The sequence below is a fragment of the Actibacterium naphthalenivorans genome, assembly GCF_014196965.1.
Lineage (GTDB): Bacteria > Pseudomonadota > Alphaproteobacteria > Rhodobacterales > Rhodobacteraceae > Actibacterium_A > Actibacterium_A naphthalenivorans.
This window is the reverse complement of sequence record NZ_JACIEQ010000002.1, coordinates 47691-60383: the sequence shown is the minus strand read 5'-3', so window position 1 is coordinate 60383 and position 12693 is coordinate 47691. Positions and strand designations below refer to the sequence as shown.

11 protein-coding genes are annotated in these 12693 nt (G+C 66.6%); 9 read left to right on the top strand and 2 right to left on the bottom strand.

Annotated features, from left to right (window positions below):
* From GGR17_RS08635 to GGR17_RS08625, 3 genes are read left to right on the top strand one after another with little or no spacing between them, the layout of a single operon-like run.
* Positions 1 to 1857, top strand: coding sequence for an ABC-F family ATP-binding cassette domain-containing protein (locus GGR17_RS08635; protein ID WP_054540365.1), 1857 nt, complete (start codon positions 1 to 3; stop codon positions 1855 to 1857).
* Between the two features lie 3 nt (positions 1858 to 1860).
* Complete coding sequence (locus GGR17_RS08630) at positions 1861 to 2481, top strand: MarC family protein (RefSeq protein WP_054538666.1); 621 nt, start codon at positions 1861 to 1863, stop codon at positions 2479 to 2481.
* A gap of 59 nt (positions 2482 to 2540) precedes the next feature.
* Entirely contained in the window at positions 2541 to 3122 is a 582-nt protein-coding gene (locus tag GGR17_RS08625) for a retropepsin-like aspartic protease family protein (protein WP_054538665.1), read from the top strand.
* Between the two features lie 51 nt (positions 3123 to 3173).
* Here the strand turns inward: GGR17_RS08625 and GGR17_RS08620 are convergent, their stop codons facing one another.
* Together GGR17_RS08620 and GGR17_RS08615 are read right to left on the bottom strand one after the other, a co-directional pair.
* Complete coding sequence (locus GGR17_RS08620; RefSeq protein ID WP_054538664.1) at positions 3174 to 3638, bottom strand: DNA polymerase III subunit chi; 465 nt, start codon at positions 3636 to 3638, stop codon at positions 3174 to 3176.
* Complete coding sequence (locus tag GGR17_RS08615) at positions 3638 to 5107, bottom strand: leucyl aminopeptidase (protein WP_054538663.1); 1470 nt, start codon at positions 5105 to 5107, stop codon at positions 3638 to 3640. Before GGR17_RS08615 ends, GGR17_RS08620 begins: the two co-directional genes overlap by 1 nt.
* Positions 5108 to 5234: 127 nt before the next feature.
* On the opposite strand from GGR17_RS08615, the gene lptF reads away from it, so the two are divergent.
* The 6 genes from lptF to rsmA are packed head-to-tail and all read left to right on the top strand — an operon-like array spanning position 5235 to position 12689.
* Positions 5235 to 6365: an LPS export ABC transporter permease LptF gene (gene lptF, locus GGR17_RS08610; RefSeq protein WP_054538662.1), complete on the top strand. Its 1131-nt coding sequence runs from the start codon at positions 5235 to 5237 to the stop codon at positions 6363 to 6365.
* The gene (gene lptG, locus GGR17_RS08605) at positions 6362 to 7462 is read left to right on the top strand and encodes an LPS export ABC transporter permease LptG (protein WP_054538661.1); all 1101 of its coding nucleotides are present in this window, start codon (positions 6362 to 6364) and stop codon (positions 7460 to 7462) included. Before lptF ends, lptG begins: the two co-directional genes overlap by 4 nt.
* Entirely contained in the window at positions 7462 to 9576 is a 2115-nt protein-coding gene (locus GGR17_RS08600; RefSeq protein WP_054538660.1) for an LPS-assembly protein LptD, read from the top strand. Before lptG ends, GGR17_RS08600 begins: the two co-directional genes overlap by 1 nt.
* Before the next feature lie 24 nt (positions 9577 to 9600).
* Positions 9601 to 10824 (top strand): peptidylprolyl isomerase, encoded by a 1224-nt coding sequence (locus GGR17_RS08595; protein ID WP_054538659.1) that lies wholly within the window; start codon positions 9601 to 9603, stop codon positions 10822 to 10824.
* Complete coding sequence (gene pdxA / locus GGR17_RS08590; RefSeq protein ID WP_183314775.1) at positions 10821 to 11795, top strand: 4-hydroxythreonine-4-phosphate dehydrogenase PdxA; 975 nt, start codon at positions 10821 to 10823, stop codon at positions 11793 to 11795. The genes GGR17_RS08595 and pdxA overlap by 4 nt, the downstream gene beginning before the upstream one ends.
* 51 nt (positions 11796 to 11846) lie before the next feature.
* Positions 11847 to 12689 carry a 16S rRNA (adenine(1518)-N(6)/adenine(1519)-N(6))-dimethyltransferase RsmA gene (rsmA, locus tag GGR17_RS08585; protein ID WP_054538657.1) on the top strand — a complete coding sequence of 281 codons (843 nt, stop codon included), beginning with the start codon at positions 11847 to 11849 and terminating at the stop codon, positions 12687 to 12689.
* Positions 12690 to 12693 lie beyond the last annotated feature (4 nt).

The following is a 12693-nucleotide window of genomic DNA, read 5'->3' as shown; positions in this document are numbered from 1 at the left end:
ATGCTGCGTATCAATGACATCTCATATTCCGTCGAAGGCCGCCCCTTGTTCGAGGGCGCCTCTGCCGTCATCCCCGATGGCCACAAGGTCGGCCTGATCGGCCGCAACGGGGCGGGCAAGACCACGCTGTTTCGCCTGATCAAGGGCGAGCTCGCGCTGGAAGGCGGCGACATCTCGCTGCCCAGCCGCGCCCGCATCGGCGGCGTCGCGCAGGAGGTGCCCTCCTCGGACGTGTCGCTGATCGACACCGTGCTGGCCGCCGATACCGAACGCGCCGCGCTGCTGGCCGAGGCGGAAACCGCGACCGACCCGTCCCGCATCGCCGAGGTGCAGACCCGGCTGGCCGATATCGACGCATGGTCGGCCGAAGGGCGCGCGGCCTCTATCCTGCGTGGTCTGGGGTTCGACTCCGAAAAGCAGAAGATGCCCTGCTCGGCCTTCTCGGGCGGCTGGCGGATGCGCGTGGCGCTGGCGGCGGTGCTGTTCGCCGCGCCCGATCTGCTGTTGCTGGACGAGCCGACCAACTATCTGGATCTCGAAGGCGCGCTGTGGCTGGAAAACTACCTGTCGCGCTATCCGCATACGGTGCTGATCATCAGCCACGACCGGGGGCTGCTGAACCGCGCCGTCGGGGCCATCCTGCATCTCGAGAACAGGAAACTGACCTTCTATCAGGGCCCCTATGATCAGTTCGCCCGGCAACGGGCCGAACAGCGCGCCGTGCAGGCCGCGCAGGCAAAGAAGCAGGATCTGCGCCGCGCCCATCTGCAAAGCTTCGTGGACCGGTTCAAGGCCAAGGCCTCGAAGGCCAAGCAGGCGCAAAGCCGGGTGAAGATGCTGGAAAAGATGCAGCCGATCACCGCCCCCGAGGATGCGGCGCGCACCGTTTTCAGCTTTCCCGATCCCGAAGAGCTTTCGCCGCCGATCATCGCCACCGAAAACGTGTCGGTCGGCTATGGTGACACCGTGGTGCTGCGCAACCTGAACCTGCGGATCGATCAGGATGACCGGATCGCGCTGCTGGGGCAGAACGGCCAGGGCAAATCCACCCTGTCCAAGATGCTTTCGGGCCGGCTGGCGCCGATGGCGGGGCAGATGGCGACGTCGAACAAGCTGCGCATCGGCTATTTCGCGCAGCATCAGGTGGACGAGCTGCATATCGACGAAACCCCGCTGCAGCATCTTCAGCGCGAACGCCCGGGCGAGATGCAGTCGAAGCTTCGCGCGCGGCTGGCCGGGTTCGGGCTGGGCCCCGATCAGGCGGAAACCGCCGTCGGCCGGCTTTCGGGCGGGCAGAAGGCGCGGCTGTCGCTGCTGCTGGCCACGCTGGACGCACCGCATCTGCTGATCCTCGACGAACCCACCAACCACCTCGACATCGAAAGCCGCGAGGCGCTGGTCGAGGCGCTGACCGCCTATACCGGCGCGGTGATCCTGGTGTCGCATGACATGCATTTGCTGAGCATGGTGGCCGACCGGCTGTGGCTGGTGAAGGACGGTCAGGTCACCGCCTATGCCGAAGATCTGGAGGCCTATCGCAAGCTCTTGCTGACCTCGGACAAGCCGGACAAACCCGCCAAACCGGCCGCGGCGGCCGAAAAGCCCAGGCGCCCCTCGCGCGAGGCGCTGCAGGCCCTGCGCGGCGAGGTCCGCAAATGCGAGGCGCGGGTGGAGAAGCTGAACCAGATGCGCGACAAGCTGGCCAAGAAGCTGGCCGACCCCTCCATGTATGAGCCCGAGAGGGTTGATGAGGCGCAGGTCTGGCAAAAGAAATACGCCGAGGTGATGGACGGGCTGGACCGGGCCGAGAGCCTGTGGCTCTCTGCCATCGAAAAGCTTGAAAAATCAGAGAGCTGAGGCATGGACCTCACGTTTTACATCAGCGCCTTTGTCACCCTGTTCGTGATCATCGATCCGATCGGGCTGGCGCCGCTGTTCGTCGCGATCACCCAAGGCATGACCCCCCCTGAACGCCGCGCCATCGGACTGCGCGCCGCGGCGGTCGCCATGGGTCTGCTGACCCTGTTCGGCCTGCTGGGCGAAGCGGTGCTGGGGTTCGTCGGCATATCGATGCCCGCCTTCCGCATCGCCGGCGGTATCCTGCTGTTTCTGACCGCACTCGACATGCTGTTCGAACGCCGCACCAGGCGGCGAGAGGATCAGGCCGACGATCACCGCCCCGACCCATCGGTGTTTCCGCTTGCCACACCACTGATCGCGGGGCCCGGCGCGATGGCCACCATGATCCTGCTGGCCGGTCAGGTGCGCGGAGACCCGGCCGCGCTGGTTCTGATCCATCTGGTGATGGCGGTCGTGATGGGGTTGGTGCTGGTCATGTTCCTGTCCGCCGGCCTTCTGGAACGCGCCCTGGGCAAGACCGGCACGAATGTCATCACCCGCCTGCTGGGCATGCTTCTGGCCGCGCTTTCGGTGCAATTCGTGATCGACGGGCTGACAAATCTGCCGCTTGCGCCGCTTTGACCCCTCCCAATTCCGACGCGGATCCCTAGATTCAGCCAGACAGCCACAGGGGGTGACACATGGCCGGCGCAGAGTTCGGACGACTTGCATATCTGCTGCTTCTGACCGCGGCCGTGGGCGGGTTCTTCGTGATACAGAACCGTCGGCGCCTGGGCGCGATGGCGCAACAGGCCGCCGTCTGGGGGCTGATCTTTGTCGGCGTGATCGCGGCGGTCGGCCTGTGGTCGGACATCCGCACGACGGTCATGCCGCGCCAGTCGGTCTTTTCCGAACAGGGCAGGATCGAGGTGCCGCGCGCGCCCGACGGGCATTTCTACCTGACCGTTACTGTCAACGGCACGCCGTTGCAATTCGTGGTGGATACCGGCGCCAGCCAGGTGGTACTGACCCCCGAAGACGCGCGCCGCGTGGGCATCGACCCGACCGGGCTGGCCTTCAGCAGCGAGGCACGTACCGCCAACGGCGTGGTGCAGACCGCGCCGGTGCGGCTGAACGAGGTTCAGCTCGGACCGCTGGAAGACAGGAATGTTCGCGCCTGGGTGAACAGCGGCGAGATGGACATGTCGCTTCTGGGGATGAGCTATCTTCAGCGCTTCGAAAAGATGGAGATCACGCGCGACCTGCTGGTGCTGACGCGATAGGAAAATTTTTCACGAAAAATTTTTGACCCCAAAAATCTTCGTGAAGATTTTTCAGTCGCCTGTTTCGGCCTTCTTCTGCCAGCGCCCGCTTTCCTCCGACCAGTACTGCGCCGCGACCCCTGCCCCGGTCAGAGCCTTCCACTGGCCCCGCGCCCGGTTGAGCGCGGCCTCGTCATTGCCATCGAACAGGATACAGACCCGCGCCATCCGGCCGGCCTCTTCCGCGTCCACCTCGGCCCCGTCCACCGCCATCAGGCAGGCCGCGCCATTCGGTGCCGCCATGCCCGTGGTCAGCAGAACCGGCTGATCGGCATCAAACCCCGACCCGGCCAGCCCATGCGGAAGGAACCCGTCTTCGGGGCCCAGCCACAGCTTGTCGTCCAGCCAACGCAGCTGCTGCTCGGTTCTGCCCCGCACCACCACCCGCCAGCCCGCCGCGCGGGATTTCTCCAGCAGCATCGGCAGCGTCACCTCCAGCGGGTGCCGCGTGAGGTGGTAGAACAGAACGCTTCCCATCAGCTCTCGAACTTGTCGCGCACCAGCCGGTCAAGCGCCATCACGCCCCAGCCGGTCGCCCCCTTGGGCGCCAGCGTGGTGTCGGATTTCACGCTTGCCACCCCGGCGATATCCAGGTGAATCCAGGGGCAGTCTTCCTTGACGAACCGCTGCAGAAACTGCGCCGCGGTGATTGATCCCGCCGGGCGCCCGCCGACATTCTTCATGTCCGCCACCCGGCTTTCCAGCAGCTTGTCATAGGCCGGCGCCAGCGGCATCCTCCAGGCGCCTTCGCCCTCCTGCGCGGCGGCGTCCAGAAAATCGGTGCTGAACACATCGTTGTTCGAAAACACCCCGGCCATTTCATGCCCCAACCCGATCACGATCGCCCCGGTCAGCGTGGCCAGGTTGATCATCGCACTGGGCTTGAAACGGTCCTGCGCGTACCACAGCACATCGGCCAGCACCAACCGCCCCTCGGCATCGGTGTTAATGATCTCGACGGTGTCGCCCTTCATGGATTTCACCACATCGCCGGGGCGCGTCGCCTCGCCCGAGGGCATGTTCTCGACCAGCCCGACCAGCCCCACGACATTGGCCTTCGCCTTGCGCAGGGCCAGCGTGCGCATCACGCCCGAAACCACGCCGGCGCCGCCCATGTCCATGGTCATGTCTTCCATGCCGGCCGCCGGTTTGAGCGAGATCCCGCCGGTGTCGAACACCACGCCCTTGCCGACCAGTGCCAGCGGCGCCTCGCCCGGCTTGCCGCCGTTCCAGTGCATCACAACCACCTTCGACGGGCTGACAGAGCCGTTGCCGACCGACAGCAGCAGCCGCATCCCGAGCTTTTCCAGATCGCTTTCCTCAAGGATCTCGACCTCCAGCCCAAGTTCCTGCATGGCGGCCAGACGGGCGGCGAAATCGTCGGTCGTCAGCACGTTGGACGGCTCGTTGATCAGATCGCGGGTAAAGAACACGCCCTCGGCCACCGCTGCCATTGGCGCGGCGGCCGTGGCCACGGCCTCGGGCTTGCCGACCATGATGCGGGCCTTGCCCGCCGGCGTCTTTTCGCCCGTCTTGTGCGCGTCGAACGTATAGGCCCGCAGCGCGAACCCCAGCGAAATCTCGGCGGCACGCGGATTGCTGCCCGCAAGGATCAGGCTTTCCGCGCCGTTCTGCAGCTTGGCCAGCGCCGCGCCGGCCTTGCGTGCCTCTTCCACTGTCGGGCGGCGGTCAAGCCGGACGACATCCACAGCCTCCGCCGCCATCCCCGCCGGAAAGGCCAGCGCCTTCGCCTCGCCCGGTTTCAGCTTGGTGAACCTTTCGCTTTGCACGAACCGGGCCAGCGCCCCGCGTGTCAGCCGATTCACCCGGCGGCCCGACGGATCCATCTTGCCTTCGGCGCCGATGAACACGGCAACCCGGCCGGTGGCATTTCCGATCGCATCGAGATCGGTCTCGCAAAAGCTGATTTCCGGCGGCGTCGTCATTGGCAGGTCTCCTCAGGGTTATCAATCCTACCTAGACCTTGCCCGCCGGCTTGACCAGATACCAGTTTTCCACGCCCGGCTTATGGTCTAGGGTCGCCGCCGATCAACCTGCTCCCAAGGAGAGTTCGTGCCGACATTCGACCGATATCTGCTGTCACGGCTGACGGTCCTGTTCGGGTTTTTCTCGCTGGTGCTGATTTCCGTCTACTGGCTGAACCGGGCCGTGATCCTGTTCGATCAGCTTGTCGGCGGTGGCCAGTCGGCCATGGTGTTTCTGGAGTTCACCGCGCTGGCCCTGCCCAACGTGATCCGGCTGGTGCTGCCGGTGTCGGGCTTTGCCGCCACCGTCTTCGTCATCAACCGGCTGACCGCGGAAAGCGAGCTGGTGGTGGTGCAGGCGATGGGGTTTTCGGCCTTCCGCCTGGCAAGGCCGGTTCTGGTCTTCGGGCTGATGGTGACGCTGCTGGTGACCGGGCTCAACCATTTCCTGGTGCCGGCAAGCCGCACCCAGCTGGCCCAGCGGCAGGCCGATATCAGCGGCGACATCACCGCCCGCCTGCTGACCGAGGGCCGGTTTCTGCACCCCGCCGCCGGCATCACCTTCTATATCCGCGAAATCACCCCCCAGGGCGCGCTGAACGACATTTTCCTGTCCGACGCGCGCAGCCCGTCGCACCGCGTGACCTATACCGCCAAGCGCGCGCTGGTGGTGCCCGATGCCGGGGGGCCCAAGCTGGTGATGTTCGACGGGATGGCACAGACCCTGACACTGGATACCCAGCGGCTTTCGATCACCCGGTTCCGCAACACGGTCTATGACGTGGCCGGGCTGATCCTGTCGGCGGGTCCGCGCCACCGCCGGGTCGAAGAGCTTTCGACGCCGGAACTGCTGCGCGCCACGCCCGCTCTGCTGGCCGAAACCGGCGAAACCCGAACCGTGTTCCTTTACGAGGCGCATGCGAGGATCGCGCAGCCCTTCCTTTCCGTTGCCGGCGCGCTGATCGGGCTGGGCGCGCTGTTGCTGGGCGGGTTCAGCCGGTTCGGCGTGTGGCGGCAGATCCTGCTGGCCGTCACCCTGTTGATCGGGCTGCAGCTCATGGATAACGCGATGGCCGATCTGGCGCGGCGCGGCCCCGGGATGTGGCCGATGGTTTATCTTGCGCCCGTCGCCGGAACGCTGGTGGCCATCGGTCTGCTCTGGGCGAGCCAGCGGCCCCGGCTGTTCAAAGGGCCGCGCCGCCGGGGGGCCGCCGCATGATTCTGCATTTCTATTTCGCGCGCAAGTTCATCACCACGCTGATCGCGGTCTTCGCGGTGTTCCTGACGATCCTGCTGTTGCTGGATCTGGTCGATCAGATCCGCCGCTTCGACATCGGCGCGATCACCTTTCCGCAGGCGCTGGGGCTGGCGGCGCTGAACGCGCCGTCCAACATGTACGGCATGCTGCCGCTGACGGTGCTGATGGCCACGCTGATGCTGTTTCTGGGGCTGGCGCGCACGTCGGAGCTGGTGGTGACGCGGGCGATGGGGCGCTCGGCGCTGCGCAGCCTGTTCGCGCCGGTGCTGGCCGCCGCCGGCGCCGGCGTGCTGACGATCACCGTGCTCAACCCGCTGGTCGCGGCCACGTCGAAGCACTATGAAACCCTCTCGAGCCGCTACAAGCGCGGCACCGAAAGCGTTCTGTCGATCAGCCGCGAAGGGCTGTGGCTGCGCCAGGGCGACGAAGAGGGACAGATGGTCATTCGCGCGGCGCGCGCCAATCTGGACGGCACCGTGCTGCATGACGTGACCTTCCTTGCCCTCGGCCCGCAAAGCGGCCCCGCCTTCCGCATCGAGGCGGAGATGGCCGAGCTGACAAGGGGCGCCTGGACGCTGACCAACGCGAAACGCTGGGCGCTGTCAGATCCGGACGCCAACCCCGAACGCGACGCCACCCGGCACGCGCTGCTGAGCCTGCCCTCCGACCTGACGCCGGAGCGGATCCGCAACAGTTTCGGCACCCCTTCGGCGATTCCGATCTGGGAGCTTCCGGCCTTCATCGACAGCCTCGAACGGGCCGGGTTTTCGGCCCGCAACCACCGTGTCTGGTTCCAGATGGAGCTTGCCCTGCCGCTGGTCTATGTCGCGATGGTGATGATCGCGGCCGGCTTCACCATGCGCCACACCCGCCTGGGCCGGACCGGGGTGATGGTCATGCTGGCGCTGGGGCTGGGGCTTGGGCTCTATTTCCTGCGCAATTTCGCGCAGGTGCTGGGGGAAAACGGCCAGATCCCGGCCGAACTGGCCGCATGGAGCCCGCCCGTGGTGGGCATCCTGCTGTCGCTCGGCCTGCTGCTGCATCTGGAGGATGGCTGATGCTGCGGCATCTGGCGATGACATTGTTGCTTTTCCTGCTGCTGTCCCCGGCCGCGCGGGCCGCCCCCGCGACGCTTGTCGCCGACAACGTATCGGTGGACGGCAACAGCCGCCTTGTGGCCGAAGGCCATGTCGAGGTGCTCTATGAAACCTACCGCCTGAAGGCCTCGCGCATCATCTATGATGCCGACACCGACCGGCTGACGATCGACGGGCCGATGACGGTGACCACGCTTGACGGGCGCATCCTGCAGGCCGATCAGGCCACGCTGGCCGGCGATCTGTCCGAAGGGTTGCTGACATCGGCGCGCCTCGTTCTGGATCAGCAGCTGCAACTCGCCGCCGCCGAGATCCGCCGTGTGGGGGGGCGTTATTCCGTGCTGGACAAGACCGTCGCCTCCTCCTGCACCGTTTGTGCCTCCAACCCGGTGCCGCTGTGGCAGATCAGGGCGCGACGGGTGATCCACGACGAGGAAAAGCAGCAACTCTACTTCGATCACGCGCGGCTGGAGCTTGTCGGCCTGCCCATCTTCTATCTGCCGCGCCTGCGCATGCCCGACCCGACGCTGGAACGCTCGAACGGGTTTCTGGTGCCCTCGATCCGGGCGACGAACGGCCTGGGCACCGGGCTGAAGCTGCCCTATTTCGTGACCCTCGGCAGGCATGCCGACGTGACCATCACCCCGTATTTCTCGACCAACCGCACCCGGACGCTCGAACTGCGCTACCGGCAGGCGTTCCGCAACGGCGAGATCGAGCTGAACGGCGCGCTGTCGCGCGACGATCTGCTGCCCGATGACACCCGGCGCTACCTGTTCGCCGACGGGCGCTTTGACCTGCCCCGCGATTTCACCCTGAGCTTCGAGATCAAGACGGTGTCCGACAGGGCCTATCTGCTGGACTACGGGATTTCGGAAACCGACCGTCTGATCAGCCCGATCACCATCTCGCGGACCCGGCGCGACGAGTTCATCCGGGCCGAGCTGACCTATGTTCATTCGCTGCGCGCCTCTGAAAACAATGCCACCCTGCCCAGCACCCTGGCCGGTGCCACCTGGCAGCATCGCTTTTCCCCCGCCACGCTGGGCGGCATCGCCGAGACAGAGCTGGAGGTTTTCGGCTACAACCGCCGGTCGGGCAGCGACATCGCCGGGCGCGACGTCGCCCGTGCCTCCGGCGCGGTCAGCTGGAAACGGGACTGGCGCGGGGCCAGCGGGCTGTTGCTGGAAGCCAAGACCGCGCTGGTGCTGGATTACTACGCGATCGAGGATGACAGCACCCGCCCCGACCCGATCTTCCGCGCCGCGCCTTTCACCGCCGCCGCGCTGCGCTGGCCGCTGGTCAAGCACGGCGCCAGCGGCGCGGTGCACGTGCTGGAGCCCGCGGCGCAGCTGGTCTGGAGCCGCGACGACAGCAGCGACATCCCCAACGAGGACAGCCTGAGTACGGAGTTCGACGAAGGGAACCTGTTTTCCCTCAACCGCTATCCCGGCTCGGACGCCTATGAACAGGGGCTGCGGGCGAATATCGGCATCGGCTGGACAAGGTTCGATCCCGGGGGCTGGTCGCTCAGCCTGGGCGCGGGGCGCATCCTGCGCGCCGAAAACAACAACAGCTTTTCCAGCGGCTCTGGCCTGAACGGCGTGAATTCCGACTGGCTCGCCACGGCCAACCTGACGACGGCGCGCAACCTGCGGCTGACCAACCGGGCGCTGTTCGATGACGAGCTTCGGTTCGAGCGCAACGAGCTGCAGGTCGGCTGGAACACCGAGATGCTCGAACTCTCTTCCAGCTATGTCTGGCTGCGCGCCAATCCGGCGGAAAGCCGCCCGGTGAACAGTTCGGAATGGGAATTCAACACAAGCTATCGATTCCGACGCAACTGGACGGGAGAGGCCGACTGGCGTTATGATTTCACCTCTGAACGCGCGGCACGCGCCGGGCTTGGGCTGGAGTATCGTAACGAATGCATGACCGTGGGCCTCTCCGTTTCTCGCCGCTTCACCTCGACCACGAGCTTGCGCCCGACCACGGATTTCGGTTTGACCGTATCGCTGGCCGGGTTCGGAAGCAGCAATGATTCCCGTGGCTATCGCCAGACATGTACCCGGTAAGACAAAGCAGGACGGACAACAGGCATGAAATCAACGATCCGCACCATAGGTGCCCTTCTTCTGGGGATGACATTCCTGGGCGTTCCGGCCGAAACCGCGCTTGCGCAAAGCGGCGGCGCCTTTGCCGAGCGGGTGCAGGTCAACGGCCGCGCCGTCACCAACTGGGAAGTGTCGCAGCGCATCGCCTTCATGCGCCTTCTGGGCAGCGGTGGCGGCGGCGGCATTGAACAGCAGGTGGTGGACATGCTGATCGAAGACCGGCTGAAGCTTGAAGCGGCCGATCGCGCCGGGCTGCGCATCACCGAAGAAGAGCTTGCCGCCGGCAAGGCCGAATTCGCCAGCCGCGCCGAGCTGACCACCGAGCAGTTCGTGCAGGAGCTTCGCGGCGCCGGCGTCGCCGAGGAAACCTTTACCGATTTCGTCGAGGCCGGCCTGGCCTGGCGCGCGCTTGTCCGCGCACGGTTCGGCCCCCGCGCCCAGATCACAGAGGCCGAGATCGACAGGGCGATGGCCCTGTCCTCGCGGACCGGCGCGGCGCGGGTGCTGCTGTCGGAGCTCGTGCTGCGCGCCGACACGCCCGAGTTCGCCGCCCAGAGCAAGGCGCTGGCCGAACAGCTTCTGCGGCAGATCACCACTCCGGCCGGGTTCGCCGCCGCCGCGCGGGAATATTCGGTGTCGAGCACCCGTGAAACCGGCGGCCGGCTGGACTGGCTCGATCTGGCCAACCTGCCGCCGCAGATCGCATCGCAGATCCTGGCCCTGGCCCCCGGCCAGATGGCGGAGCCGATCGAGGTGCCCAACGCCATCATCCTGTTCCAGCTGCGCGCCCTGGAAGAAACGACGCCCAAGGCCGCCGAAACCCTTTCGGTCGACTATGCCCGGTTCTTCGTGGCCCCCGACAGCCGCGCCAGCGCGCAGGAGATCATCGCCCGGCTGGACAGCTGCGATGATCTGTACGGCGTCGCCAAGGGGCTGCCCGAAGAGCAGCTGCAGCGCCAGACGCTGGCCGTGGCAGACCTGCCGCAGGACATCGGCATCGAACTGGCCAAGCTGGACGAGGGAGAGACCACCATCCTGACCCGCGACGCAAGCCAATCGATCCTGATGCTGTGCGGGCGGACGCCCGAGCTTGGCGAAGGTGTCGACAGAGAGGCGGTGCGCGCCCGGCTGTTCAATCAGCGGCTCAGTTCCTATGCCGACAGCTTTCTGGCAGAGCTGAAGGCCGATGCGATCATCCTGAGCCAATGAGCCTTGCCCCCATCGCCCTGACCTCTGGCGAACCAGCCGGAATCGGCCCCGAGATCACCGTGAAGGCCTGGCAGGCGCTTGGCGCCCGGCTGCCGTTTTTCTGGATCGGCGATCCGGCGCATCTGCCCGATGGCGCGCCGCATCACGAAATCCACGATCCGGCCGAGGCGCTGCATGTTGCCGCCACCGCCCTGCCGGTGCTGCGCCACCCCTTCCCCGCGCCGGCCACGCCGGGCATGCCCGCAGCGCGGAATGCCGCCGCCGTGATTTCGGGCATCGCGCGGGCGGTGGAGCTGACGCAGGAAGGCAAGGCCGGCGCCGTCTGCACCAACCCCATTCACAAGAAGGCGCTGCAGGATGGCGCCGGTTTCGCCTATCCGGGACATACCGAATATCTGGCGGCGCTGGCCGGGGCCGACCGGGTGGTTATGATGCTGGCCTGTGACGCGCTGAAAGTGGTGCCGGTGACGATCCATATCCCGCTGTCGCAAGTGCCCGCCGCGCTGACCGCCGAGTTGCTGGCCGACACGCTGCGCATCACCCATGACGCGCTGATCCGCGATTTCAGCATCGACACGCCGCGCATCGCGGTGGCCGGGCTCAACCCCCACGCGGGCGAAGGCGGCAAGATGGGCAGGGAGGAGATCGAGCTGATCACCCCGGTGCTGGAGCGCCTGCGCCGCGACGGGCTGAACCTGACCGGCCCGCATTCGGCCGACACGATGTTTCACGCCCCGGCCCGCGCGCGCTATGACGCGGCGGTGGCGATGTATCACGACCAGGCGCTGATCCCGATCAAGACGTTGGATTTCGCGGGCGGGGTGAACGTGACACTGGGCCTGCCGTTCATCCGCACCTCGCCCGACCATGGCACCGCCTTCGATATTGCGGGCACCGGCGTGGCCGATGCCGCCAGCCTGATCGAGGCGCTGCAGATGGCCGACCGGATGGCGCGGGCGCGGGCCGCATGAGTTTTCTTGCCTCCGGCGGGGATATTTCAGGAAAGATGAAGGGGAACCGGCATGGCCGCGATTGACGGGTTGCCGCCGCTGCGCGCGGTGATCGCCACGCATGGGCTGTCGGCGAAGAAATCGCTGGGGCAGAATTTTCTGCTGGATCTGAACCTGACCGCCAAGATCGCGCGGCAGGCGGGCGATCTTTCGCAATGCGATGTGCTCGAGATCGGGCCGGGCCCCGGCGGGCTGACGCGGGGGCTGTTGGCCGAGGGCGCGCGCCGGGTGCTGGCCGTCGAGAAGGACGCGCGCTGCATGGCGGCGCTGGCAGAGATCGCCGCCGCCTATCCCGGCCGGCTGGAGGTGGTGAATGCGGATGCGCTGACGCTGGATGCCACCGCGCATCTGACGCCGCCGATCCGGGTGGTGGCGAACCTGCCGTACAATATCGGCACCGAGCTTCTGGTGCGCTGGCTGACGCCGCCCGCATGGCCGCCGTTCTGGGAAAGCCTGACGCTGATGTTTCAGAAAGAAGTGGCCGAGCGGATCGTGGCCCAGCCCGGCGGCAAGGCCTATGGCCGGCTGGCGATCCTGGCGCAGTGGCGCACCGAGGCGAAGATCGTGATGACCCTGCCGCCCGAGGCGTTCACCCCGCCGCCCAAGATCCATTCCGCCGTTGTGCATCTGGCCCGGCGCGATGCGCCGCTTTACCCGGCCGACCCCGCCGTGCTGAGCCGGGTGGTGGCCGCCGCCTTCAACCAGCGCCGCAAGATGCTGCGCGCCAGCCTGAAGGGGGTGGCGCCCGATATCGAGGCAAAGCTGCACGCGGCGGGCCTGGCCCCGACCATGCGCGCCGAAGAGGTTTCGGTGGAAGGGTTCTGTGCCCTCGCCCGCGCCGTGGCCGCGGGCTGAGGCG

Bases quoted from the DNA above. Each gene is read 5' to 3' on its own strand.
- GGR17_RS08635 (WP_054540365.1), top strand. From the start codon at position 1: ATGCTGCGTATCAATGACATCTCATATTCCGTCGAAGGCCGCCCCTTG.
- GGR17_RS08630 (WP_054538666.1), top strand. From the start codon at position 1,861: ATGGACCTCACGTTTTACATCAGCGCCTTTGTCACCCTGTTCGTGATC.
- GGR17_RS08625 (WP_054538665.1), top strand. From the start codon at position 2,541: ATGGCCGGCGCAGAGTTCGGACGACTTGCATATCTGCTGCTTCTGACC.
- GGR17_RS08620 (WP_054538664.1), bottom strand. From the start codon at position 3,638: ATGGGAAGCGTTCTGTTCTACCACCTCACGCGGCACCCGCTGGAGGTG.
- GGR17_RS08615 (WP_054538663.1), bottom strand. From the start codon at position 5,107: ATGACGACGCCGCCGGAAATCAGCTTTTGCGAGACCGATCTCGATGCG.
- lptG (WP_054538661.1), top strand. From the start codon at position 6,362: ATGATTCTGCATTTCTATTTCGCGCGCAAGTTCATCACCACGCTGATC.
- GGR17_RS08600 (WP_054538660.1), top strand. From the start codon at position 7,462: ATGCTGCGGCATCTGGCGATGACATTGTTGCTTTTCCTGCTGCTGTCC.
- GGR17_RS08595 (WP_054538659.1), top strand. From the start codon at position 9,601: ATGAAATCAACGATCCGCACCATAGGTGCCCTTCTTCTGGGGATGACA.
- pdxA (WP_183314775.1), top strand. From the start codon at position 10,821: ATGAGCCTTGCCCCCATCGCCCTGACCTCTGGCGAACCAGCCGGAATC.
- rsmA (WP_054538657.1), top strand. From the start codon at position 11,847: ATGGCCGCGATTGACGGGTTGCCGCCGCTGCGCGCGGTGATCGCCACG.